At 44.5% G+C, this 23791-nt stretch carries 22 protein-coding genes; 13 read left to right on the top strand and 9 right to left on the bottom strand.

The genetic code is table 11. The features are described from left to right. Positions 1-24: 24 nt before the first annotated feature. Both H571_RS0111325 and H571_RS0111320 read right to left on the bottom strand, forming a co-directional pair. Positions 25-942, bottom strand: a complete 918-nt coding sequence (locus H571_RS0111325) for a DUF58 domain-containing protein (protein WP_027849410.1) — start codon at positions 940-942, stop codon at positions 25-27. Continuing rightward, positions 939-1898, bottom strand: a complete 960-nt coding sequence (locus H571_RS0111320) for an AAA family ATPase (RefSeq protein WP_027849409.1) — start codon at positions 1896-1898, stop codon at positions 939-941. Before H571_RS0111320 ends, H571_RS0111325 begins: the two co-directional genes overlap by 4 nt. Before the next feature lie 99 nt (positions 1899-1997). Here H571_RS0111320 and H571_RS15005 point away from each other — a divergent pair, with 99 nt between their 5' ends. Together H571_RS15005 and H571_RS0111310 are read left to right on the top strand one after the other, a co-directional pair. Beyond that, positions 1998-6338 (top strand): NAD-glutamate dehydrogenase, encoded by a 4341-nt coding sequence (locus H571_RS15005; protein WP_051168299.1) that lies wholly within the window; start codon positions 1998-2000, stop codon positions 6336-6338. A gap of 9 nt (positions 6339-6347) precedes the next feature. After that, positions 6348-6572: a DUF2835 family protein gene (locus H571_RS0111310; protein ID WP_027849408.1), complete on the top strand. Its 225-nt coding sequence runs from the start codon at positions 6348-6350 to the stop codon at positions 6570-6572. Positions 6573-6731: 159 nt separating this feature from the next. Here the strand turns inward: H571_RS0111310 and H571_RS0111305 are convergent, their stop codons facing one another. Together H571_RS0111305 and H571_RS0111300 are read right to left on the bottom strand one after the other, a co-directional pair. Then, a complete protein-coding gene (locus tag H571_RS0111305; protein WP_027849407.1) occupies positions 6732-8039 on the bottom strand; it encodes a type II toxin-antitoxin system HipA family toxin in 1308 nt (435 codons plus the stop codon). Next, entirely contained in the window at positions 8029-8322 is a 294-nt protein-coding gene (locus H571_RS0111300) for a helix-turn-helix domain-containing protein (protein WP_027849406.1), read from the bottom strand. Before H571_RS0111300 ends, H571_RS0111305 begins: the two co-directional genes overlap by 11 nt. A 209-nt stretch (positions 8323-8531) precedes the next feature. Here H571_RS0111300 and H571_RS0111295 point away from each other — a divergent pair, with 209 nt between their 5' ends. Beyond that, positions 8532-9728 (top strand): ATP-binding protein, encoded by a 1197-nt coding sequence (locus tag H571_RS0111295; protein WP_027849405.1) that lies wholly within the window; start codon positions 8532-8534, stop codon positions 9726-9728. Positions 9729-9874: 146 nt separating this feature from the next. On the opposite strand, the gene exaC is transcribed toward H571_RS0111295, so the two are convergent. Beyond that, positions 9875-11395 carry an acetaldehyde dehydrogenase ExaC gene (exaC, locus tag H571_RS0111290; protein ID WP_027849404.1) on the bottom strand — a complete coding sequence of 507 codons (1521 nt, stop codon included), beginning with the start codon at positions 11393-11395 and terminating at the stop codon, positions 9875-9877. A 191-nt stretch (positions 11396-11586) separates the two neighbouring features. Between exaC and H571_RS0111285 the strand changes: the two genes are divergently transcribed. From H571_RS0111285 to H571_RS0111275, 3 genes are all read left to right on the top strand, one after another. Further along, positions 11587-12612, top strand: a complete 1026-nt coding sequence (locus H571_RS0111285) for a quinone-dependent dihydroorotate dehydrogenase (protein WP_027849403.1) — start codon at positions 11587-11589, stop codon at positions 12610-12612. 44 nt (positions 12613-12656) lie between these two features. Beyond that, positions 12657-13592 carry a chemotaxis protein CheV gene (locus tag H571_RS15000; RefSeq protein ID WP_245562346.1) on the top strand — a complete coding sequence of 312 codons (936 nt, stop codon included), beginning with the start codon at positions 12657-12659 and terminating at the stop codon, positions 13590-13592. A 245-nt stretch (positions 13593-13837) separates the two neighbouring features. Continuing rightward, positions 13838-15430, top strand: a complete 1593-nt coding sequence (locus H571_RS0111275; protein WP_027849402.1) for a methyl-accepting chemotaxis protein — start codon at positions 13838-13840, stop codon at positions 15428-15430. 1 nt (position 15431) lies between these two features. Here H571_RS0111275 and greB read toward each other — a convergent pair whose 3' ends face one another. Then, positions 15432-15962, bottom strand: coding sequence for a transcription elongation factor GreB (gene greB / locus H571_RS0111270; RefSeq protein ID WP_084482804.1), 531 nt, complete (start codon positions 15960-15962; stop codon positions 15432-15434). A 45-nt stretch (positions 15963-16007) separates the two neighbouring features. Between greB and H571_RS0111265 the strand changes: the two genes are divergently transcribed. From H571_RS0111265 to H571_RS0111245, 5 genes are all read left to right on the top strand, one after another. Further along, a complete protein-coding gene (locus tag H571_RS0111265) occupies positions 16008-16637 on the top strand; it encodes an NUDIX domain-containing protein (RefSeq protein WP_027849400.1) in 630 nt (209 codons plus the stop codon). Between the two features lie 2 nt (positions 16638-16639). Beyond that, positions 16640-17380 carry a metallophosphoesterase gene (locus H571_RS14995; protein ID WP_051168298.1) on the top strand — a complete coding sequence of 247 codons (741 nt, stop codon included), beginning with the start codon at positions 16640-16642 and terminating at the stop codon, positions 17378-17380. 118 nt (positions 17381-17498) lie between these two features. Next, a complete protein-coding gene (locus tag H571_RS0111255) occupies positions 17499-17957 on the top strand; it encodes an ATP-dependent zinc protease family protein (protein WP_027849399.1) in 459 nt (152 codons plus the stop codon). Positions 17958-17959: 2 nt separating this feature from the next. After that, positions 17960-18865 carry a 30S ribosomal protein S6--L-glutamate ligase gene (gene rimK / locus H571_RS0111250; protein WP_027849398.1) on the top strand — a complete coding sequence of 302 codons (906 nt, stop codon included), beginning with the start codon at positions 17960-17962 and terminating at the stop codon, positions 18863-18865. 11 nt (positions 18866-18876) lie between these two features. Further along, positions 18877-19893 (top strand): hypothetical protein, encoded by a 1017-nt coding sequence (locus H571_RS0111245; protein ID WP_027849397.1) that lies wholly within the window; start codon positions 18877-18879, stop codon positions 19891-19893. Here H571_RS0111245 and rsgA read toward each other — a convergent pair. The 3 genes from rsgA to H571_RS0111230 all read right to left on the bottom strand — a co-directional run bounded on the left by rsgA (position 19882) and on the right by H571_RS0111230 (position 22033). Beyond that, entirely contained in the window at positions 19882-20925 is a 1044-nt protein-coding gene (gene rsgA / locus H571_RS0111240) for a small ribosomal subunit biogenesis GTPase RsgA (RefSeq protein ID WP_027849396.1), read from the bottom strand. The genes H571_RS0111245 and rsgA overlap by 12 nt on opposite strands. Continuing rightward, positions 20922-21509 (bottom strand): oligoribonuclease, encoded by a 588-nt coding sequence (gene orn, locus H571_RS0111235; RefSeq protein WP_036218159.1) that lies wholly within the window; start codon positions 21507-21509, stop codon positions 20922-20924. Before orn ends, rsgA begins: the two co-directional genes overlap by 4 nt. Before the next feature lie 62 nt (positions 21510-21571). Further along, complete coding sequence (locus H571_RS0111230; RefSeq protein ID WP_027849394.1) at positions 21572-22033, bottom strand: GAF domain-containing protein; 462 nt, start codon at positions 22031-22033, stop codon at positions 21572-21574. Between the two features lie 164 nt (positions 22034-22197). On the opposite strand from H571_RS0111230, the gene serB reads away from it, so the two are divergent. Beyond that, on the top strand, positions 22198-23430 hold the full coding sequence (gene serB, locus H571_RS0111225) for a phosphoserine phosphatase SerB (protein ID WP_027849393.1): 1233 nt from the start codon (positions 22198-22200) through the stop codon (positions 23428-23430). Further along, positions 23423-23713 carry a GIY-YIG nuclease family protein gene (locus tag H571_RS0111220; protein WP_027849392.1) on the top strand — a complete coding sequence of 97 codons (291 nt, stop codon included), beginning with the start codon at positions 23423-23425 and terminating at the stop codon, positions 23711-23713. The genes serB and H571_RS0111220 overlap by 8 nt, the downstream gene beginning before the upstream one ends. Positions 23714-23791: the final 78 nt, after the last annotated feature.

The following is a 23791-nucleotide window of genomic DNA, read 5'->3' as shown; positions in this document are numbered from 1 at the left end:
GTTAAGCGCGCTATTCTACTCTTTTTAAAGATTAATTCCTGTTGTATCCGCGTAACTAGACGTTGGTAGCAGGGGCTTCAACCAATTATCTTGGTTGGTTGTGCTTAATTGTAAATAACCAGCCTGCTGGCCTACTGCCTTTTTAAGATTAGCAACCCGCTGTAAAAAAGCGGCCTGCCAAGCTTCTTGCAAAGCAGAAGTGACTGGCTGTATTTTTCCTTGCAAAACCACAGGACCAGCATTAGCGGGCAGATTTTGGTCTAAAGGGTCAGTTAAATGCACTAGCAATAGTGACCCACGCTGGGCTAAACGCTTTAGGCTAGTTGGATTAGCCCAGCCCACCCAATCACTGATTACAACGGCTAACGCACCCCTAGGTAAGCGCCGTGCAAAAGCATCTAAAGCTTTATCTAATTGTTCTGGCGCACGGGGTTTTAATTCACCTAAGTTTTGGGTAATGGTTGCTAGGCGTGCTAAAAACGGACTCACTTCTCTGGCTTGTTTTACTGCTGGCTGCCAATAACTTTGTTGATCGGTTTCTATCCAGCCACCCACCAAGTCTTTATCTTGCAAAGCTGACCAACTCAAAACAGCGGCCAGCTTAGCGGCTAAAACTGCCTTACTGCCTGCCAGGCCAAATTGTAACTGGGAGGCCAAGTCTACAAATAACATCACCGGGCGCTGCTGCTCTTCTTGGTAAACTCGCGTAAAAGGCTGCCCCCGCCTTGCCGTTACTTTCCAATCTAAATGGCGTAAATCATCACCCATTTGATAGCTACGCACTTCACTAAATTCTAATCCTCGACCTAGTGTTGCTCCACTGCGTTCACCCAGCATTAAACGGCTTTTGCTGACTAGCTTATTTAAATGCAGCGCAGTAGCAAAGCTTCGCAAACCTTGTAGTTCTGCTAAGGAAATACTTAATTGAATTTCAGCGGTCACGCCAAGGCCACCAAAGTAAGCAAGCGCTGAATAACGGCATCAACTCTAACGCCTTCTGCATCAGCCTCGTAACTTAGCAGCAACCTATGGCGTAATACATCAGGGGCTAATTGCTGAATATCTTCAGGCAATACTTCTGCCCTGCCTTTTAACCAAGCTAAAGCACGTGAACAACTATCTAGGGCAAGCGAAGCACGAGGACTTGCCCCCATACGAATATAGCGCCCTAGCTGCTCATCGTAGCGCCCTGCTTGGCGTGTCGCCTGAACCAAATCAACGATGTATTTTTCTAAAGGCTCTGCAAGGTGTACTTTTTGTACGGCTTTTCGCGCTTCTAAAATACTGCTTTGCGGAAGCTGCAAGGCGATTTTATTTGTACCCGTCGACTTTTCACCCCTCACTAGGCGCATAATAGCTAGCTCGTCGGCAGCATTAGGGTAGCTCACCCAAGTATGTAGCAAGAAGCGGTCTAATTGTGCCTCGGGCAAAGCATAGGTACCTTCTTGTTCCAGTGGGTTTTGAGTTGCCATAACCATAAAGATTTCAGGTAGTGGGCGGGTTTTGCCACCCACACTCACTTGACGCTCAGCCATGGCTTCTAAAAGAGCCGACTGTACCTTAGCGGGGGCGCGGTTAATTTCATCAGCCAAGACAAAATGGCTAAAAACCGGACCTGGTCTGAAAGCAAATTTACTGGTTTGGGCATTAAATACTTCAGAGCCAGTTAAATCGGCAGGTAGCAAATCTGGGGTAAATTGTATACGCTGAAATGACACATCTAACTGTTCAGCCAAAGATTGGATCGCCCGTGTTTTAGCTAAACCTGGCGCTCCTTCAACTAAAAGGTGACCATCAGCTAAAAGTGCCACTAGTAAACGCTCAACCAGTAGCTGCTGCCCTATAACAGCACGGCTTAACTGCTGGTGTAATTGTAAAAAACTGGCATGAACAGTCATTAGCGCTAGCCTATCCTTTTAATTGTTAAACAAAAAATAAATTCGCTTCAGTGTAACAGCTGGCATCAATAGCACAAAAAACAAGTTTTAGGAGTAAGAATGCTAACTCAACAAACAGCACTAAAGGAAGTTGTTAACCGCTTACAAGCCCCCAAAGATGTTATGCATTTTGCAGAGCATTTTTATAAATTTGCTGCGCTTGAAGAGCTTACTAACTGGTCAGAAGACGCTTTTTATGGTGCTACTCTGTCTACTTGGAAATTTTTACAAAACTTTAATAGCAACACCCCAAAAATAAGGCTATTCAACCCAGATATAAACCTAGATGGCTGGCAGTCACCGCGCACTTTTATTCAAATATTAAATACCGACATGCCACTTTTAGTGGACTCATTACGTCTACTGATTAACCGCCGCCATTTAACGCTTCACTCGCTACACAATGCAATTTTTGCTGTACAGCGCTCTAGCGAAGGTGAGCTAGAACGACTCACAGCCGCGAGTGAAGAAACTAGCCAAAAAACTGAATCACTGATTTTAATTGAAGTAGATGCCATTACCGATGAGCAAGAAAGAAATCAAATTCAAGAAGAACTCCTTGCTGCACTAGATGAAGTTCGCCTAGCTGTCACCGATTTTACAGCCATGCAAAACCAAGCCCTGGCTATAAGTAAGCAACTAAAAGCAGCAGCAGAAGCCCAAGTTCAACTAGGCGATGAGCTAGTTAGCCTAAACGAAGCCAGTGACTTTTTTAGTTGGATAGCGGACAAACACTTTATTTTTCTAGGTTATGATGAATACCGCCTAGAAGAAAAAGACCAGCAACAATACCTCTGTAAACTAGCGGGTTCAGAATTAGGTTTATTAAAACTCGATGACAGCCTAACCAGCCCCTGCGCACCTCTAAGCAGTATTACAACGGATCTACTCACCTTTGCCAAAGCATCTAGGCTTGCTCGTGTGCACCGTGCGGCTTTTCCAGATGAAATCATTGTTCAGACCTTTGATGCCACAGGTAAAGTAACAGGAGAAAAACGCTTTGTCGGTTTGTACACCTCGGCTGTTTACAACAAAATTCCTCAAGATATTCCAGTACTACGCAAAAAAGTAACCAGGGTCGTTAAAAGTATAGGAATGCAACCGCGTAGCCACAATGGCCGCCAACTGCTGCAAATTTTAGATAGCTACCCAAGGGATGATCTTTTCCAAATAGGGCTAGAAGAACTAACCTCTACGGCACTGGGTATTTTTAATCTACGAGAAAGACGCAAAACCCGCGTTTTTATTCGCCAAGATCAGCTAAGCAAACTCTATTCCGTATTGGTTTACCTGCCTAAAGATACTTTTACAACCAGCCTACAGCTAAAAACACAAAAGCTGCTTAGTGAAGTTTTAGAAGCAGAGTTTGTTGAATTTTTTGTGCATTTTTCTGCTTCAGCACTTTGCCGTATGCAGTTTATTTTCCACTACGAGCAAGCAACACCCCCTGAATACGACCAAGCAGCCATTGAACAGCAGGTTATTAATGTGGCTTCTTCTTGGGAAGACTCACTGCACTCAGCCTTGAGTGAAGATCAGGGTGAAGCTTCGGCCTCACAACTGATGCGCCGCTATCACCAAGGCTTTTCCGCTGCCTATAGCGAAGACTTCACCCCACAACATGCGGTTAAAGACCTTGCCTTTTTAGAAGCGCTGAATGATGAACAGCCTTTGGCTATGAACCTTTACCGCCGTGCCGATAATATTGAACAGCTAGGCTTTAAAATCTATCATCTAAACCAAAGGTTATGGTTATCTGACATGCTGCCTGTGTTAGAAAACCTAGGCCTTAAAGTATTAGGTGAAGACCCTTACAAAGTTACCAGCAGTGAAAAAGTTAGCTGGATTCACGACTTTTCTTTAGACCTAGCGCTAGAAGAAAGCTCAGTTGTAGACTTAGAAGCCGTTAAACAAAACTTCCAAACGGCTTTTTTACAAGCTTGGTTAGGCAAGTCTGAAAGCGACTCCTTCAACACCCTTATTTTGGCGGCGCAGTTAGATTGGCGCCAAGTAGCCCTGTTGCGTGGTTATGCGCGTTATATGAAACAAATTGGCACTAGCTATGCACAAGACTTTATTGCTGCAACCCTAGTTAACCAAGCGGCCATTACTCGCCAGCTAATCGAACTCTTTGAACTGCGCTTTAACCCCGATTTAACACCCGATAAAAACGCCTCTGTTGCTTGCCTAGCCAATATTGAAGCAGAGCTTGAAAAGGTTACCAGCCTTAACGAAGACCAAATTCTGCGCCGTTACCTTGAGTTAATTCAGGCCACGCTAAGAACCAACTTCTACCAGCAAGATGAAGCGGGCAACCCCAAAGCTGCCATTAGCTACAAGCTTAAACCCAGCGCTATTAGCAACATTCCACAGCCTGCACCCATGTTTGAAATTTTTGTTAGCTCGCCTCGTGTGGAAGGTGTTCACCTGCGTTATGGTCAGGCTGCAAGGGGTGGTTTGCGTTGGTCAGATCGCCAAGAAGATTTCCGTACCGAAGTGCTTGGCCTAGTGAAAGCACAGCAGGTTAAAAATGCCGTTATTGTGCCAGTGGGAGCAAAAGGTGGGTTTATCTGCAAACAAATGCCAACCAACCCAGACAGAGAAGCCTTTATGGCCGAAGGCATTGCCTGCTATAAAACCTTTATTAGTAGCCTGCTAGATGTCACCGACAACCTGATAAATGGCGAAGTGGTTCCTCCCCAGCGTTTAGTGCGCCAAGACGGTGATGATACCTACCTAGTGGTAGCCGCCGACAAAGGCACAGCCACCTTTTCTGACATTGCCAATGGTATAGCCGCTGACTACAACTTCTGGCTGGGCGATGCTTTTGCCTCGGGTGGTAGTGCCGGTTACGACCATAAAAAAATGGGGATTACCGCCAGTGGCGCTTGGGTGAATGTGCAGCGTCATTTCCGTGAGCTAGGCATTAATGTGCAAGAAGAAACCTTTAGCGTGGTAGGCATAGGCGATATGGGTGGCGATGTGTTTGGTAATGGCATGTTGCAATCCGATAAAATTCTGCTAACCGCGGCCTTTAATCACCTGCATATTTTTGTAGACCCCAACCCAGCCGACTCAGTTGCTAGCTTTAATGAGCGCCAGCGCTTATTCAACCTGCCACGTTCAAGCTGGGCTGACTACAATACCGAGCTTATTTCTAAAGGGGGTGGCATTTTCTCGCGTGATGCCAAAAGCATTAATATTAGCCCAGAAATGCAAGCCCGTTTTGCTATCACCCAAGACAAGCTAGCCCCAACAGAATTAATTTCTGCCCTACTCAAATCCCCTGTCGATTTAATTTGGAATGGTGGCATAGGCACCTACGTTAAAGGTAGCGAAGAAAGTCATGCCCAAGTGGGTGACAAGGCTAACGATTCACTGCGTATTGATGGTGGCCAACTGCGCTGCCGTGTAGTGGGTGAAGGCGGTAACCTAGGCTTTACTCAACTGGGTCGTATAGATGCCGCCCTAGCCGGTGTGCGTATTAATGCTGACTTTATCGACAATGCCGGTGGTGTTAACTGTTCTGACCATGAAGTGAATATTAAAATTCTTCTACAAGAAGTGATGCAGGCAGGTGATCTAACCTTAAAGCAGCGTAACGAGCTTTTAGTTGAAATGACCGATGACATTTCACGGTTAGTGTTGCGTGATAACTACACTCAAAGCCAAGCCTTAGCGATTGCTGAAATGGCTAGCCGCAAAGACTTAGCACCTTTTGAAAACCTAATTAACCAGTTAGAAGCCGAAGGTAAGTTAAATCGTGAACTAGAATACCTGCCAAGCAGCCTTGAATTAGAAGAAAGAGCGGCGAATAAAACAGGCTTAACCCGCCCTGAACTAGCCATTGTTTTAGCCTATGCAAAAGCCGATGTTAAAAAGCAAATTCTAGATTCAGACCTGCCTGAAGACCCTTGGTTGGCTAAGGCAATGAAGCGAGCCTTCCCTGAAGTATTAGTTGAGCGTTATCCAACAGAGCTGGCTAATCACCGCTTAAAACGTGAGTTAGTTGCAACCATGTTGGTTAATCAGTTGGTCGATCATTTAGGCATTACTTTTGTGCACCATTTGCAAGCTACCAGCGACTTGAGCATTAGTGATATTATTCGTGGTTATGCCGCTAGCCGTGACATCTTTAACCTAGAGGCCACTTGGCAAGCCATTAATGACCTAGACTATCAAGTAGATGCCAGTTTGCAGCTTGAACTAATGCAGCAGCTAGCCGCGAGCGTGGAAAAGTCTATAGGCTCGCTAGTGGCCAAGGGGTTAACTAAAAATGCGGAACAAAGCATTAAAAACCTTAGCCCTGAAGATAAAGAAGCCTTGCAAAACCTAGCAGGAATTAACCCGCTTGAAGCTGCTTTGCGTAAGATTCAAGCCAGCAACGAGTCATTACTTTAGAAAAGAAACATGCCCAGTGTGTATTTGCGTTTGAATATTTCTGCAGCTGAGTGCTTGGATTTTTACAACAGCCAAGCACCCAATGTAAAAGCCTATACTGTGGATGGACGAAGCGTTGTCTTTCCACGGCGTGTTATAAAAAACATGGTGGGGCATGCAGGCATTAAAGGCTTGTATAGAATGACTTATTCAGACACTGGGCAGTTTGTTTCTATAGAAAGGGTGGCTAGTTAAGTGGCTGGGGTTGTTTGAGGGCTTAGTGGTTACGTGTAAACCCTAGTATTTATTTTGTTTAAGGGCTTAGTGGCTGGGATTCTCTAAGAAAGCTGTAATGGAACAGCCAAAACGAACCTAAACAAAAAGCTAGTTGGATTTGGGCTGCGCCAGAACTGTCTACCTGTAAAAGCTATTTTCTTCACGCTGCCTAGCCAGTGCTTTTTCAATCGCTATCACGGTACTTTTTTTAACACCCAAAGCTAAGGCTTTAGCTCTAAATCCATCCAGAAGCTCAACCACTTCTTGAATTGCTTGCTGGGCTTCTTGCCAATTAGCGAAGCCTGCAATACTCGCTAGTTTTTGAATACTAGCTAAAGGCGGTTTTTTGCCATGCCCTACAAAAGCAGTAGCATGTTCATTAAAGGGGTGGGGGCTAAAGGTTACATCATAAAAAGGTGCTGGCTGCCAATCGCCTTTATCTTTCTGTAAAAAAGCCCAGTTTTTACTGTGATCGTCTTGATTACAGGAAAATAAGTTAAACATTGCCCGCTTAAAGTGTAACTGCCCAACAGCAGGCGACTTACATAGCTGGCGACTCGCTTTTATTAAATCAGCATAATCTAAACTGGGTGTACGGTAATCTGCATCTAACAAACCACAAGCGCTGTGCAAATGTAATCGCCCAGTTTTACCGCTAGCGGTATTTTCTAGCCAATCAAAGCGCTTTACTGCCAGCCAAGCTTTAGCACCACTTTTAGCAGGTGCTTCTAACAGCTTCCATTCAGGTGGTTCTAGCTCAGCTTGTTTGGCTAAGTCTAAATAAACTGCTTCACATAATCCTTCTTCATGCCCTAAGGCTAAATTCTGTGAGGTGAATTTTATTAACCATGCCTCATCACCTGTTTTTGGCCGAGTGCGGCACTGCTTAAAATTATTCGGTGAAAAATAAACCTGTGCTTTAGGCCGCGCACCACCGGAACTGCCTGCAGCCACTAGCGCAGCAACTACTTGATCAACTTCACCTTCACCGGTTACTGCTTGGTCAAAAGTGGCTTGCGCTTGCAAACCTAAAGTGGCTAAGTCCACTTCATCTTCAGTATTTACTTTAAAGTCACTCACTGGGGAAAAAGACAAAGCTCCCATGCCTCTTGTTCCAACAAAAGCCAAACGATCCATCGCAGTGACTTGGTTAGGCAAAACACCCGCTTGACGAAAAACCCTATCTTGTAAAAGCAAACCCCAACCATCGGGTAAACTATCAGCAAAAACACCCTGTAGGCCATTATGAGGTTCAGCAGGTGCAGCTTGTAAACGGGTGGTTGCTTGTAAGGAAAAAGGTGAAAGGTTGCCAAACTCTGATAGATAATCAGCTTGGTATTGAAAGAACACCCCTTGCCTATTTTGTGCCAGTACTCCAACAAATACTGTTTCACCCGTAGACAAAGTACGCTGAACCTTAAGTTTTTGAACTGGTTTAAAATCCATCTTTTAACACCTCTTCAATAGAGGTCGGAAGCACCGGTTTTTTCGGTTGATTCTGAGTTAAGTCATAAAGGCGTTTAAGGTCATCTAGGCTTTGCCAAAGAAGCAATAACTGCCGAAAAGAAATTTGTCCTGTTAATTCAAACTTTTTAATAGTCGAAGCAGGCACACAGCTACGTTCTGCTAAAGCAGCACGCGAAAATTTAGCTTCTTCACGTAAACCACGTAAATGCGCAGCAAAAGCTTGCTGTACATCCGTATCATCCAGCAATAAAAAATGCGCCATAACCAAGCTCAACTGTTAAAAAGAGATACCCTAGTAGCCATTATAGCTTAATAAAGGGCTGTTTTAGATACTCTAGTATCCACAACAAATCAGCAGCCTTTCAAATACCTCTATAGCTGGCGATTTAGCGAACACTATGGCTGATCTTGCTATGAACTGAATTTTATAATAAACTGAAATAAATATAAACCACACTTAGCAATAGGTCTATGGCTACTCTAAATCTTGCTACATTACAAAAAATCTCTGCGCAAATTCTTGCCCGTGATGTGCCTTTGTATAAACGGTATCTTTATCACCAGATAGATTTTAACGCTCGCTTACTGGGTATTAAGGGTGCGCGTGGCGCAGGGAAAAGTACGATTTTATTACAGTATGCTAAATCGCTTAATTTAACTGCTACCCAGGTTTTGTATGTGAGTTGTGACCACCCTGCGATGATTGGGGTTAGCCTGTATGATTTAGCCGAGGCATTTTATGCGCGTGGCGGTCAGTTGTTATTGGTGGATGAAATTCATAAAGCTGATAATTTCTCGCAAGCACTTAAAGCCATCTATGATGTGTTTAATTTACAGCTGATATTCAGCGGCTCAAGTGCGTTACAAATTGAACATGCCATTGCTGATTTATCACGGCGGGCGGTAGTGCATCGGTTAGGTGTTTTGTCATTCCGTGAGTTTTGTGAATTAGAGCTGGGGCAAACTTTACCCAGCTTTTCTTTAACGCAACTATTAGACTCACATGAAGACGTTGCTGCACAACTCTTGCAGTATTTTCGACCACTTGAGCAGTTTGCTAAATACCTAGACTACGGTTGTTATCCCTTTTATCAAGAGTCGTTAGCGGATTATCCTTCTAAATTACTGGAGGTGGTTAATTTGACGATTGATTCTGATTTAAGTCGTATTTACCGTATTGATCCAACTAAGCTGGATAAGCTTAAAAAAATCTTATACATGCTGTGTAGTACAAACCCTTATGAGTTAAATGTATCTAAATTAAGTGCAGCAGTAGGCGTTTCTTGGCCAACCTTGCAGAAGTATTTGCAGCAAATGGATGCTGGCAGTTTAATTCATCTTGTGCGTGGTGGCGTTGGAATGCGAGCGGTTAATAAACCCGACAAACTCTTATTAGACAACCCTAATTTGTTTCAGGTGCTGTGTGGTGGTAGTAATTTAGGCTCTGTGCGTGAAAGCTTTTTTGTTTCACAATTGGGGTTAAACCATCAAGTGCATTACCATGATCGTGGTGATTTTGTTGTGGATGACACCTGGGCATTTGAAGTAGGTGGAGCAGGTAAAACCAGCGCTCAGTTACAAGGTGGCAAAGGTTTTATAGCAGCGGATGATATTGAGGTGGGTTTCGATAATAAAATCCCCTTATGGCTGTTTGGCTTTTTGTATTAAAACCATCTTTTTGTAGGAAATGTCGTACGATTTTAGCGCACTGGCAGGCATTCTGATTTATTCAGTGAACAAAAACCCCAGACTCATTACAAGCCTAGGGTTAAGTTTAGGGTAAGCAAACGCCCATTAAGCTTTTTTGTGCAGCCCTAAAAAAAGCCCATCGGATTAGTGTCGTAGCTCACCAGCATATTTTTAGTATTCTGGTAATGGCTTAACATCATTTTATGGTTTTCTCTACCTACGCCAGACTTTTTGTAACCACCAAAAGCCGCATGGGCTGGGTAATGGTGGTAACAGTTAGTCCATACACGACCGGCTTGAATACCACGCCCCATACGGTAAGCGCGGTTCATATCACGCGTCCATAAACCTGCACCTAAACCAAACTCGGTATCATTGGCAATGGCCAAGGCCTCGGCTTCATCTTTAAAGGTAGTCACTGCAACAACTGGCCCAAAAATTTCTTCTTGGAAGACGCGCATTTTGTTATCGCCTTTCAGCAACGTGGGCTGAATGTAATAACCCTTGTTGAATTCAGTTTCCAGCTCTGCTTTACCGCCACCCATCAGAACTTCAGCACCTTCTTCTTTACCTATATCAAAGTAGCCCATAATTTTGTCGAACTGCTCTTGCGATGCCTGAGCGCCGACCATGACCTCCGTATCTAAAGGGTTGCCGCGTTTAATCTGCTGGCTACGCTCGATCACCAAGGCAATAAACTCATCATAAATGTCTTCTTGAATTAACAAGCGTGATGGACAAGTACACACCTCACCTTGGTTAAAGAAGGCTAACACCACCCCTTCCACACACTTGCTTAAATATTCGTCTTCAAAGTCCATCACATCTTTAAAGAAGATATTTGGTGATTTGCCACCCAGCTCAACCGTGGAAGGAATAATGTTTTCCGCAGCACGTTGCATAATATGTGAACCAACGGGGGTAGAACCGGTAAAGGCAATTTTAGCAATGCGCTTGCTGCTGGCTAAAGCTTCGCCTGCTTCAGCACCAAAACCATTCACCACATTTAAAACACCGGGCGGTAAAAGGTCTTCAATAATTTCAATAAATTTTAGAATCGACCAAGGTGTTTGCTCAGCCGGTTTAAGAATAATGCAGTTACCCGTTGCTAAAGCGGGGGCTAGCTTCCAAGCTGCCATTAAGAGTGGGAAGTTCCAAGGAATAATTTGCCCCACTACACCTAAAGGCTCTTGGAAATGATAAGCCACGGTATTGCCGTCTATTTCGCTAATCGAACCTTCTTGAGCGCGAATAACACCCGCAAAATAACGGAAGTGATCCACCGCTAAGGGCACATCGGCATTTAAAGTTTCCCTGACTGCTTTACCGTTATCCCAAGTTTCAGCTATCGCCATTACTTCTAAGTTTTGTTCTAGGCGATCAGCTATTTTTAAAAGCAGTTTAGAGCGCTCAGTTACAGACGTTTTACCCCAAGCGTCTTTAGCTGCATGAGCAGCATCTAAGGCGACTTCAATATCTTCTGCAGAAGAACGAGCCACTTGGCAAAACACTTCACCCGTCACAGGAGAAATGTTATCAAAATACTCACCCTTTATAGGGGCAACCCATTCTCCCCCAATAAAGTTATTATATTGGGGCAGTACATCAACCATTGAACCAGTTTTTCCAGGTTGGATATAAATCATAGTGTTGACCTCTTATACTTGTTTTAAGCAAACACTCAGCAAAAAGCTGATCCAACTCATCATAGTTGCCAAAGACCAGTAATGCCAACAGAAAAAATAAAAGCCTACTTTGCTATTTTTAGGTAACGCAGCATAGAATAGTCTAAGCACTCAATAGATAGCTGAATAACTACTTTTTCATGGGGCACTTCATGTATTCATTGGCAAGAAAACTCCTTTTCACCCTTTCAGGCGAAGCTGCACACCAAATTGCTTTAGAAAGTCTTGATGCTGCAGCAAGATTACGCTTAATCAAACCTTTTGTAGCTAAAAGATTACAAGCACCTGTAAAAGTCATGGGGTTAGAGTTTCCTAATGCCGTAGGCCTAGCTGCAGGCCTAGATAAAAATGCTGACCACCTAAACAGCCTAGATCAGCTAGGGTTTGGGTTTATTGAAGTAGGTACGGTTACCCCTCGCCCCCAGCCTGGTAATCCCAAGCCACGTTTATTTCGTATTCCAGAACAAGAAGCCATCATTAACCGCATGGGCTTTAATAATAAAGGGCTAGACCACCTAGTAAACCAGGTTCAAAACCAATCAATGAATGCTTTGCTGGGTATCAATCTTGGCAAAAACCTGACTACGCCTGTAGAAGAAGCGGTTAATGACTACCTAGTTGGTTTAGAAGCTGTTTATAATTTTGCCGACTATGTCACAGTAAACATCTCTTCACCTAACACACCGGGGCTACGTAACTTACAATATGGTGAAGCTTTAAAAGACTTATTACAGCCTTTAAAAGAAGCACAAGCACGTTTGGCTGACCAGCATCAGCGCCATGTTCCACTGGTTGTTAAAGTCGCACCAGATATGGACGAAGACGAATTACAAAGCCTTGCCGCTACTTTGCGCCAGCTAAAACTAGATGGCGTTATCGCCACCAACACTACCTTAGATAAATCAGCCGTTGAAGGTTTGCGTTATGGTGAAGAAGCCGGTGGTTTGTCGGGTCGCCCTTTAACTGAAAAGTCCTGCGAGATTACGCGCCAGCTAGCCGATGCTTTAGAAGGTGATCTACCCATTATTGGTGTGGGTGGTATTTTTTCTGCGGAAGATGCTGTTGAACGCATAGAAGCTGGAGCCAGCCTAGTTCAGCTTTATACTGGGTTTATTTACCGTGGACCCAGCTTAATTAGTGAGTGCGCTGAAGCCATTGCTGGCATGAATAAAAACTAAAACTAGCTATTAAGAAAAAGGACTGAAAGACCATGAGCTCTTTGATGAACAACGTAAACCAACGCACCCAATTAGCGGGTGAAAATCGCTTAGAGCTTCTACTATTTCGCTTACAAAATGGTCAGCTTTATGGCATTAACGTTTTTAAAGTGACTAGAATCATTCCCTGTCCAGCGCTTACGCAATTGCCTCACCATCACCCCAATGTGATAGGGGTTGCCAATACTGCCGAAGGCCCACTACCAATTTTAGACCTACTCAGTGCCATTCAATCTGGCAGAGTGACCGACCCACGCAAACAAAGCGTGATTGTTTGTGAGTACAACCGCCGCCAGCAAGGTTTTTTAGTCGATAAAATTGAAAGCATTGTGAATATGCAATGGAGCGATATTCTACTGCCGCCCAAAGGCATAGGTCACCGTCACTACCTAACATCCATTACTCGGGTAGACAACCAACTAGTCGAAATTATTGATGTTGAAAAAGTTATTTCTGAAGTCACGCCTTCATCAGAACAAATGAGCAGCCAACTATCAGATGACTTTGCTGAACTTAGCCAATCCACTGTACCGCGCACTGTATTAGTTGTTGACGATTCTGTAGTGGCACGTAATCAAATTAAACGCTGCCTAGCTGAAGTAAAACTAGAATCCGTCCTACTTAAAGATGGCAAGCAAGCCTTAGAGCATTTACAAGAACTAGTGAAAGAGGGCAAAAAATTAAGTGAAGAATACCTGATGGTTATTTCAGATATAGAAATGCCAGAAATGGATGGCTACACCTTTACCCGTAAAGTAAAAGAAGACCCTAGCCTAAAAGACATTTATATTTTACTGCACACTTCTTTGTCAGGTGTATTCAATAAAAGCATGGTTACACGAGTCGGCGCAGACAACTTTATTGCCAAGTTTGATGCCGACGACCTAGCTCAAGCTGTACTAGACCACTTCCGTAAACGCACTTTACCCGCTTCTGAATAAACCCTTCCCCGCCTTTTAAATAGCATTAGTTCTCAATTCACACCTTTCAAGTCATCAATACTAAACTTGAAAGGTGTCATTTTTCTGCATGATTAGCAGACATTTTATTTATTTAAATTGATCTAGGTCAATGGTATTTAGGTTAATAGAAGCTTAAATTTGATGTGAGTCAGCCCTTTCTAGCCTTCAGTTTTACTGGTCGGGTCAATGCTAAGGAAAACACTAAAACTCAAGGAGCTACCTAAATGCGTATTAACCAACCCGTGACCCAAAAAGAACAGACCTTTGATAGCAGCACGCAACTCATTACCGTTACCGACCTACGCGGCATGATTACCTTTGCTAATGAAGACTTTATAAAAATATCTGGTTACCAACGTAATGAGCTAATAGGTCAGAATCATAATATTATCCGCCATCCAGACATGCCACCCGGCGCTTTTGAAAACCTTTGGCAAACAGTACAAAGCAAAAAGTCTTGGAAAGGCCTAGTAAAAAATCGCTGTAAAAATGGTGATCACTACTGGGTAGATGCCTATGTCACACCTATTCAGCGCGAAGGAAAAATTGTTGAATACCAGTCGGTAAGAACCCTAGCCTCTCGTGAAGCGATTTCCAGAGCAAATAGCATTTACCCTCAGTGGTTAAAAGGTAAGCTACCCAGCTTTTTACAAAGACCCACCTTATCACTCACGAACAAACTAATACTTGCTGGGTTAGTACCTGCCAGTTTAACCAGTCTTGTTTTATTCACCCTTAACTTTAGCTGGCTAATTAGTTTAGCTCCCCTGCTTGCCGGTTTAATTACAACGGCTCTTACTCGTGTTCAACTTTGTGGGTTAAAACAATTAGAAACCGCTGCCTGTAAAATTAACCATAACCGTGTAATGACTTATATCTACACAGGTAGACAAGATGAACTAGGCAATATTTCTTTTGCCCTACGCACTCGCAGCTCTGAACTACGTGCGGTGGTAGCTCGCCTATTTAATAACAGTGGCTACCTACAACGCAGTAAAGCGCGTTCAGATGAATGCTTAGAGCAAGCTTTTGGTTACATAGAGCGCCAAGGCAGTCGTGTTGAAGAAATTCAACAAGCCATGCAGGCTCAGTTAGCCAGTCTTGAACAAGTGCTGGGTAGTACGCAACGCACTGCTTCAGCCGCTAACCAATCACAAGTTGCAACCCAAATGGGGCAGCAAAAAATTGAAGAGGTTAGCCAAGCCATAGCCCATCAGTCCTCTGAATTAGAAGCAGCTAAGCAACAGGTTGCCAGCCTAGCTGCCAGCAGCGAACAAATAGGCACAGTTATTGATGTAATTACCAATGTCGCAGAACAAACCAACCTTTTAGCCCTTAACGCGGCTATAGAAGCTGCACGCGCTGGTGAAGCAGGGCGAGGGTTTGCGGTGGTTGCCGATGAAGTACGCGGCTTAGCACAACGTACCCATGATTCAACCCTACAAGTACGCAGCATCATTGAACAGCTTAGAGAAAATACCCATGCCTCAGTAGCAGCTATAGACAGAGGCGTTATAGCATCACAAAACACGGTTGAACTAGCAGAAACCATGCGTAGTTCACTAGAAGAAATTCTATTAGCCGTAGCTGAAATCAACCAACTAGCTGCTGAAGTAGCCAGCATGACCAACCATCAGTCAGTACTTAGCAAACAAACCAGTCAGCAGGTGACTGAATTGTCAGAACTAGCAAGGCACTCAGTAGAGGCAGGCAATGCTGCAACCGATCAATCCAATAAACTCGATAAACAAGTAGGAAACCTGCATTTATTGGCAGCTAACTTTATTTTCAGTCTTAACAAACAAAGCAGTAGCTAGCTTAAACCTTATAATGTATGGCAGTGATGATGAAGGGCTTAGAACCCTCAGGGGTAGGCAAGTCAACTTCATCATCTAAGCTTTTACCCAACAGCAGTCTTGCTCTAGGTGCATCAATGCTAATTAACTGGCGGGAAGCATCCGATTCATCAGGGCCAACAATACGAAAAGTCTCTTCTTCGCCTGCCTCGTCTTCCAAGGTTACCCAAGCACCAAAAAACACGCGATTAGTGTCTGCAGGCTGACGATCAACCACCTTTAATACATCTAAGCGCTGATCTAAAAAACGAATGCGTGATAAAGTTCGATTCAACTCTCGCTTGTTGTAGGTATAATCAGCGTTCTCAGAGCGATCACCTTGCGCTGCTGCTTCGCGCACTTTTATAGCCAGTTCTGGGTGACGCACCTGCCATAAAAAATCGCGTGTCGATTGCAACTTGGCATGGCCTTCAGGGGTAATTAAGTTCGTTTTTTCTTCAGCACGAGGGTCAGTGGCAGGATCGCGCCAGCGTGACATATTTCGTCCTTTCATAATCAATTCCGCTTGGTAAAAATATTCATTAAATAAGGATTAGCTATGACTAACACAGCTTTTACTAAGGCTGATTATACACTGCTAGAAGAACAGACAGCTTACCAAGGCTTTTTTTCACTTAACCAACTACAACTTAAGCATCGGTTATTTGCTGGTGGCTGGACACCCAGCATAAAGCGTGAACTTTTTAAACGTGGCAAGGCTGTTGGCCTGTTAGCTTATGACCCTTGGTTAGATAAGGTTGTTATGGTGGAACAGTTTCGGGTGGGTGCACTAAAAGACCCTAACAGCCCTTGGCTAGTTGAAATTATTGCCGGTATTATTGAAACAGGTGAAGAAGCTGAAGCAGTGGCTCACCGTGAAACGCAAGAAGAAGCGGGTTTAGATATTCTGTACCTAGAACACCTTTATACCTACTACGCCAGCCCCGGCGGTAGTGATGAACAAATTTTACTTTATTTGGGTATTGTTGATTCCAGCCAAGTAGAACAGGGTAGTATTTGCGGTTTAGCCAGTGAAAATGAAGACCTGCGCGTTAGGCTATTCACTAGAGAAGCAGCCCTAGCAGAAGCCACTCAAGGCAGAGCCGCCAACGCAATGAGTATTATTGCCTTGCAATGGTTAGCGATGAATCACCTAGCAATAAAAACTAAATGGCTAGAAGCTAACTAAAGATGACAACAAACACTTTTCGCCTAGTGCAAATGACGGACCTGCACCTTTTAGCCGACCCACAAGCCCTTTACCGTGGCAAGGCTACTCGTACCAGTTTTTTAGAAGCTTTAAAGCTAGCTTGCCACCTTAAACCCGACTTATTACTACTCACTGGCGACCTAGCTGAAGACGAACAACCAGCAACCTACCAGTGGCTTTATCAACAGCTAGAAGCCAGTGGGTTAGCTTGGCAGTGGTTACCGGGTAATCATGACCAACCAGCGTTAATGAATGAACTTAAACCCTCAGACTTTTATCAACAAACCGCAGCTTGGCAAATTTTAGGGCTAAACAGTCATCTACCCAAAGCAACCCAAGGCAAGCTTGCTAGCCAGCAGCTACACAAGCTTAAAGAAGCTTTAAACAACCCTAAACCCCTGCTAATAGCTCTACACCACCCACCCGTAAAGGTTAATAGTGAGTGGAAAGATGCGCTAGCACTAGAAAATGCAGCAGCGTTTTGGGAATTATTAAAAGATAAGCCCCAAGCCAAGTTGGTGGTGTTTGGTCATGTGCATCAAGCCTTTAGCTGTTATAAATACCACAGCCTTAACCTAGCCACGCCTGCCACGTCAATTCAGTTTACAGCTAACACAGACAACTTCTCGCTTAGCCCTAAAGCCAAGGCAGCTTTAAGGCTTATTCGTTTAAAACCAACGGGTTACTTTACTAGCCGTTTAATTCACTTCCCTAATCCGTAAAAGCATTTATGATGTCGCAAAACTTTACTCACAACCTAGGTGGATAGGGGTGTGGATAACTTTAGTACAAACTGGCTAGTCGTTGATGAATGCTAGCTCACCGGACTCTGGTTAAATAATGATCAAAACCAACAACAGAATTATTATTGGTAATAGGGAGGTCATTCACTTTCCCCAGCTAGGCCTTGTTCTACGTGCCAAAATAGATACAGGCGCTAAAACGTCTTCGCTTCATGCCACCAATTTACAAATTAGTGAAAAAAATGGACAGCAGTGGGTCAGTTTCATCACCTTAAATGAAGCTAAGGGCAAAGCTGGCAGTGTCGCCTGTGAATTTCCAGTGTATGATCACCGCCAAGTTAGAAGTTCAAATGGCCAGGCTCACTGGCGTTATGTAATAAAAACAGAAATTAAGCTAGGCAACCAAACACACAAAATAGAGTTAACCTTGGCCGACCGATCCAAAATGCAATACCCTATGTTGCTTGGACGCACCGCCATGGAAGAACACTATTTGGTTGCACCTGGCAAAAATTACCTACAAGGCTCCCCCTCCCTTTTTGTCTCTTTGGAATAACCATGCACCTAGCCATCTTGTCGCGTAATGCTAATCTTTACTCGACCCGTCGCCTAATTGAAGCGGCAGAACAACAAGGCCATAGCGTAAGAGTTGTTGATACGCTCCGTTGCTATATGAACGTTACCACTAGCAAACCCTCCATTCATTACCGAGGTGAAGAGCTAGAAAACTTTGATGCCATCATTCCACGCATCGGGGCTTCGGTAACCTTTTACGGTACGGCTGTTTTGCGTCAGTTTGAAATGATGGGGGTTTACACCCTGAATGAATCCGTTGCCATCACCCGCTCGCGTGACAAGCTCCGTTCACTACAGTTGTTATCACGCAAGGGTATAGGTTTGCCTATTACCGGCTTTGCTCATTCCCCCGATGATATTCCCGACCTTATTCGTATGGTGGGTGGTGCGCCCTTGGTTATAAAATTATTAGAGGGCACTCAGGGCATAGGCGTGGTATTGGCTGAAACAGAAAAAGCAGCAGAAAGTGTCATTCAAGCTTTTATGGGTTTAAAAGCCAATATTATGGTGCAAGAATACATTGAAGAAGCTGGTGGTGCCGATATACGCTGCTTTGTGATAGGTGATAAAGTAGTTGCGGCTATGAAGCGCCAAGCTAGCCCAGGTGAGTTTCGTTCCAACTTGCACAGAGGCGGTAGTGCAGAGCTAATAAAAATTACTCCACAAGAACGTGCTACAGCAACGCGAGCGGCTAAAGCCATGGGGCTAAACGTTTGTGGTGTCGATCTGTTACGCTCTAATCACGGCCCAGTTGTTATGGAAGTAAACTCCTCTCCTGGATTAGAAGGCATAGAAGCCGCCACAGGCAAAGACATAGCTGGACAAATTATTGAATACATCGCTCGCCATGCCGGACCCAACAAAAACCGCACGCGTGGGCGTGGATAAAAGGAATCTCCATGTTAGATGCTCAGATCAACTGGCAAGCACTCGCCATACGCGAAGCTGCACTGACCCTCTACAAGCATGAACGCATAGACCGCAAGCCTGCCAATGCTCCCCTAGTTGATGAGCTCGTCACTGGCAATTGGCTACTGCCAGAAGAAGCAGAAAATGGGTTTATGCTGAGTGCGCGTGGCCGAGCTGGTTTGGTTGAACTGCTGGATCTGCGCCTTCCCGACTGGCGGGATTGGCAAGATGTATTAGAAGGTGATCGGCTACTACTAACTGAAACATTTGATCAACGCTGGGGTTATTTAAAAGACCAGCTAAGAGCCGACCTGCCTAGAGTTTTAAATAAAAGTAGCCTACAACTGGCCTTGTTAGGAAGCCGTACTACCGAACTTCCTGAACACCTTTTAGATGAATTACCCAGCGTAGAACTTAGCCAAGACCGTTGTTTGCACCTGCGTGGTAATATGGATTTAAAGTTCACACGCAAGCATGGTTCTCCCATAGAACTAAAGAAAATTTGGCGACAATTAAGTGAAGTCATACTTCCCGAAAGGGATTTTCACCAAATCAAAGAGCTAGAAGGCGAATTGCCCTACCTAGTTATGACCATTGAAGACCGAGGTGTGTTTTTAGACATTGACCTACCCGCTAACCTATTAGCACTTTGGGTCGCACCTGAAAGCCTTGAATTGGCTGGTGAGTTTTTACGCTTTTTACCCCAGTTTGTACCCCATGTGCACTTTGGTGATTTAGACCACCAAGGATTAGTTATTGCAGAGCGCCTAGCACTGGCTAGCCAGCGTCCTGTCCGCCGTTTTATTCCTAGTTTTTGGCAAGACTACCTAGAAAACTTCTCGGCCAGCACCCACAACAAAAATAGCAGTAAGGGCGCTGCTTGGCGTGGGCCAGTGCTGTCAGTAGCCTTGTTAAAAGAGCTAATGACCACTAACCGCTGGCTAGCTCAGGCTCCCTTGTTGTTTGATGCCCGGCTACATGAAGAAATGCGTAAATTAATGGACTAGGCTATGCACTAGGTGGTGGTAACTAGCAAAGCGTGTTTCAGCTATTTTGCCCTCAGCCACCGCTTCTTTTAACGCACAACCTGGGTCTTGTTGATGTTTACAATCCCGAAAACGGCACAAGCCTAAGAAGGGACGAAACTCAGTAAAACCCTGAGCAATTTGTTCTGGCTGTAAATAGCCTAAAGAAAACTCACGTATTCCTGGTGAATCAATTAACTGCCCACTCAAAGGAAAATGAAACAACCTTGCTGTGGTGGTGGTATGCCGCCCTTTACGGGTATCTTCAGAAAGACTGCCAACACGCAAATCCACCCCCGGTAACAGGTAGTTAATCAGTGAAGACTTACCTACACCTGACTGACCAACAAACACACTAATTCTATCTTTTAACTGCTGCTGTAGTTGCTGCAAGTCTTTTTCTTGGTAAGCCGAGCTAATTAATACTTGATAGCCCAAGTGTTGATAGGTTGCTAGCAAGTCCTTTATTAATGCCTCTCGCTCAGCCGTTAAAACGCCCTGCTCCATTAAATCCCACTTATTAATCACCAATACAGGCTCTATACCCGTGTGTTCTGCTGCAACTAGGTAGCGATCAATTAAATTGGCATGGGGTTCAGGTTCGGGTGCTATAACCAGTAATAGCTGATCGACATTGGCAGCTATGGGTTTCATTACCCCACGCATGTCAGGACGCGCTAACAAACTGCGGCGATCTTGGCGAGACTCCACAACCCCTTCTTCGATAGGGTTTTGATTTGCTCGCCAACTTACGTAATCGCCAGTGACTAGGTTTTCGACATTTGCCCTTACATGGCAACGCTGTCGCTGACCTTTCAAAGCACCGTCTATCGCTTCAACTTCAACCTGACGGCCAAAATGCGCGGTTATTAAACCCTGCTGAGCCTCTGTCGCTAAGCCTTCTTGTTGGTTAGCATCTAGCCGCTCATCTTTTCGCAGGGCACGCGCATTGCGCTCTTCTTGAACTTTATCTATACGCCACTGTTGCTGGCGGGTCAGCTTACGGCTACTCATGCAGAGGGGTTTTCTGGCAAACGAATAAATTCATCCCGATAAAAGCGCAGCTCGGCAATGGATTCACGAATATCATCTAAAGCCAAATGCGTGCCCGCTTTTTTAAACTTTTTAGGGAGTTCTGGGTGCCAGCGCACTGCCAGTTCTTTAAGGGTAGAAACGTCTAAATTACGGTAATGGAAGAAAGCCTCTAGCTCTGGCATTTCATTCACCATAAAACGCCTATCTTGGTGAACACTATTGCCACACATAGGGCTAGCGCCTTCTTCTATATGGCGGCGCAAGAAAGCTAGGGTTGCTGCTTCAGCTTCAGCAATGGTTACTTTGCTGTCTTTAACCCTTTGAGTTAAACCCGAAGCACCGTGCGTGCGAGTGCACCATTCATCCATCGCATCCAACAAGGCTGTTGGCTGATTAATAGCCAAAACTGGACCTTCTTCAATGATGTTTAAATCACAGTCAGTAACAATGGTGGCTATTTCTATAATGCGTTCTTTGTTTGGGTCTAGGCCGGTCATTTCTAAGTCTATCCAAATTAAATTGGATGGCTTTTTTACTTCGTTATTCGGTGTAACATCAGTCATACTCAATTACTTCCTGCGAGTGAGTGGCTAAAAAATTATTCCTTAGATATTAACACACCTAGTTATAAATACTGTTCTAACAAAGCCCCTGTTTTAGCAGCCATGGCTTGTAAACGCTGTACCTCAAAATGGCTAAACACCCTTGGCTGACGATCAGCTAGGCTTAGACTGCCAACTAGTTGTTGCGCCGCAAAAATAGGCACTCCTACATAGCTTCGCATTCCTAAAGCTAAGGCTAAGGGTGGTAAAAGTGCTTCATCAATTTCATGTAAATCACGCACCAAAATTTGCTCACCTGGTACACATAAGGGCAAGGCACAAAGCGCATCATCAATTAAGAGCTTTTGACTTGCTTCACCTGAATAAAATAGCCGTATATGGCGACCTTCTCGCAACCCCACTGCCGCCACAGGTACGCTAAATGTACGCTGACACTCACTAGCCGTAGTATGAAAGTTGGGTGCACACAAACGCCCAAGGTGGGGCGTTAAGTTATCAAGGTTAGGTTTAGGGTAAAAAGACATAGTTAGAGTCCCCAGTTGTATATAAGCTTTTACAAAGGTGCAAGCTATGGCTAAGGAGCGCTATAATTGCCCTAAGCAATTCACCACTCAGTCTATTTCCTGCTAAGTATAGAAAGTCTTAACAACTTTGCTTAGTGATTTAAGAACTATTTTACAGGCACTCGATGAAAACCCAGGATCGTAGCATTGTTTTGATCAACCTTTCCGGACATGATCGCCCAGGTATTACCTCTGCAATTAGTGAAATTCTTGCTAGTTATGGCGTGAATATCCTCGATATCGGCCAGGCAGTTATTCACGACACCCTTGCACTTGGGTTGTTAGCTCACCTGCCCCCTGCCGCGCAAAACTCCCCTGTTTTGCAAGAATTACTCTTTAAAGCCCACGAATGGGGTATGCAAATTCGCTTTTCACCCGTTTCAGAAACCAGTTATGAACACTGGGTAGGTGGGCAGGGTAAAGGCCGTTATATAGTTACCCTCTTAGGCCGCCGCATTACTGCTGAACAAATTGCCCGTGTCACCCGAACCGTGGCAGAAAACGGTTTAAACATTGACCGAATTCACCGCCTATCTGGGCGAGTTAGCATGTCGCATATTGAACAACAGGGCCGTGCCTGTGTTGAGTTTTCTGTACGTGGCGACACACTAGATACCGCTGAACTGCGTCGCCATTTTCTAGCCCTAGCTGGCGAGTTAGAAGTTGATATTGCCGTACAAGAAGACAATATCTACCGCCGTAATCGCCGCCTAGTGGTTTTTGATATGGACTCCACCCTCATTGAAGCGGAAGTGATAGATGAGCTAGCCATAGAAGCCGGTGTAGGTGCTGAAGTTGCTGCTATTACTGAACGCGCCATGTGTGGCGAGCTAGATTTCAGCGAAAGCTTCCGTGCCCGCGTGGCTTTGTTAAAAGGCTTAGATGCCTCGGTTCTAGCCAAGGTTGCAGAACGCCTACCGGTTACTGAAGGCGCTGAAAAACTAATCTCCACCCTCAAACGCCTTGGCTACCGTACCGCCATACTTTCTGGCGGCTTCACCTACTTTGGTGAGTACCTGCAACAAAAACTAGGCATAGATGAAGTTCATGCTAACCAGCTAGAAATTGAAAATGGCAAGGTAACAGGGCGGGTGGTTGGTCAGGTAGTAGATGGCGAACGTAAAGCACAGTTATTGCAAGAAATAGCCAATAAAGAAGGTATCAACCTAGAACAAGCCATAGCCGTGGGTGATGGTGCCAACGATTTACCTATGCTTGGCTTAGCCGGTTTAGGTATTGCCTTCCGTGCCAAGCCAGTGGTTAGGCAAACGGCTCGCCATGCACTTTCTACCCTAGGTTTAGATGCCATTCTTTACCTTATTGGCTTTTCAGACCGTGATTTAGACCAAGATGCCTAGCTTACAAGAACCTAGCTGGTATCTTTATTTAGTTGAACAAGCTTCAGGTGCGCTCTACACAGGTATTACCCGTGATGTAGAGCGGCGCTTTGCTGAACACCAAGCAAATAACCATAAAACAGCACGTAGCCTAAGAGGAAAAGGACCACTTAAATTGGTTTTTTCCTGCCCAGTGCTTAACCATAGCCAAGCTTTAAAACTGGAATACCAAATTAAAAAACTGCCTAGAAATAAGAAGCTTGCGCTTATTGCCGGTGAGTTAGACCCCTTAAAACTAGCTTAAACCACTATAAACCAGCGATAAAGCTAAAAGCACTTGACTAAGTTCTAAATATAACGCAGTCTAACAATCGTAGGCAGC

Source organism: Marinospirillum minutulum DSM 6287, from assembly GCF_000422325.1.
GTDB lineage: Bacteria > Pseudomonadota > Gammaproteobacteria > Pseudomonadales > Halomonadaceae > Marinospirillum > Marinospirillum minutulum.
This window is presented reverse-complemented; position numbering and strand designations above follow the sequence as displayed.

What these genes read in the sequence shown, in the direction of transcription:
- greB (WP_084482804.1), bottom strand. Translation starts at nt 15,962, where the DNA reads ATGAAAGGACGAAATATGTCACGCTGGCGCGATCCTGCCACTGACCCT.
- rimK (WP_027849398.1), top strand. Translation starts at nt 17,960, where the DNA reads ATGCACCTAGCCATCTTGTCGCGTAATGCTAATCTTTACTCGACCCGT.
- H571_RS0111295 (WP_027849405.1), top strand. Translation starts at nt 8,532, where the DNA reads ATGGCTACTCTAAATCTTGCTACATTACAAAAAATCTCTGCGCAAATT.
- rsgA (WP_027849396.1), bottom strand. Translation starts at nt 20,925, where the DNA reads ATGAGTAGCCGTAAGCTGACCCGCCAGCAACAGTGGCGTATAGATAAA.
- H571_RS0111230 (WP_027849394.1), bottom strand. Translation starts at nt 22,033, where the DNA reads ATGTCTTTTTACCCTAAACCTAACCTTGATAACTTAACGCCCCACCTT.
- H571_RS0111220 (WP_027849392.1), top strand. Translation starts at nt 23,423, where the DNA reads ATGCCTAGCTTACAAGAACCTAGCTGGTATCTTTATTTAGTTGAACAA.
- H571_RS0111255 (WP_027849399.1), top strand. Translation starts at nt 17,499, where the DNA reads ATGATCAAAACCAACAACAGAATTATTATTGGTAATAGGGAGGTCATT.
- H571_RS0111300 (WP_027849406.1), bottom strand. Translation starts at nt 8,322, where the DNA reads ATGGCGCATTTTTTATTGCTGGATGATACGGATGTACAGCAAGCTTTT.
- H571_RS0111275 (WP_027849402.1), top strand. Translation starts at nt 13,838, where the DNA reads ATGCGTATTAACCAACCCGTGACCCAAAAAGAACAGACCTTTGATAGC.
- H571_RS15005 (WP_051168299.1), top strand. Translation starts at nt 1,998, where the DNA reads ATGCTAACTCAACAAACAGCACTAAAGGAAGTTGTTAACCGCTTACAA.
- H571_RS0111245 (WP_027849397.1), top strand. Translation starts at nt 18,877, where the DNA reads ATGTTAGATGCTCAGATCAACTGGCAAGCACTCGCCATACGCGAAGCT.
- H571_RS0111320 (WP_027849409.1), bottom strand. Translation starts at nt 1,898, where the DNA reads ATGACTGTTCATGCCAGTTTTTTACAATTACACCAGCAGTTAAGCCGT.
- H571_RS14995 (WP_051168298.1), top strand. Translation starts at nt 16,640, where the DNA reads ATGACAACAAACACTTTTCGCCTAGTGCAAATGACGGACCTGCACCTT.
- exaC (WP_027849404.1), bottom strand. Translation starts at nt 11,395, where the DNA reads ATGATTTATATCCAACCTGGAAAAACTGGTTCAATGGTTGATGTACTG.
- H571_RS0111265 (WP_027849400.1), top strand. Translation starts at nt 16,008, where the DNA reads ATGACTAACACAGCTTTTACTAAGGCTGATTATACACTGCTAGAAGAA.
- H571_RS0111310 (WP_027849408.1), top strand. Translation starts at nt 6,348, where the DNA reads ATGCCCAGTGTGTATTTGCGTTTGAATATTTCTGCAGCTGAGTGCTTG.
- H571_RS0111305 (WP_027849407.1), bottom strand. Translation starts at nt 8,039, where the DNA reads ATGGATTTTAAACCAGTTCAAAAACTTAAGGTTCAGCGTACTTTGTCT.
- H571_RS0111285 (WP_027849403.1), top strand. Translation starts at nt 11,587, where the DNA reads ATGTATTCATTGGCAAGAAAACTCCTTTTCACCCTTTCAGGCGAAGCT.
- H571_RS15000 (WP_245562346.1), top strand. Translation starts at nt 12,657, where the DNA reads ATGAACAACGTAAACCAACGCACCCAATTAGCGGGTGAAAATCGCTTA.
- serB (WP_027849393.1), top strand. Translation starts at nt 22,198, where the DNA reads ATGAAAACCCAGGATCGTAGCATTGTTTTGATCAACCTTTCCGGACAT.
- orn (WP_036218159.1), bottom strand. Translation starts at nt 21,509, where the DNA reads ATGACTGATGTTACACCGAATAACGAAGTAAAAAAGCCATCCAATTTA.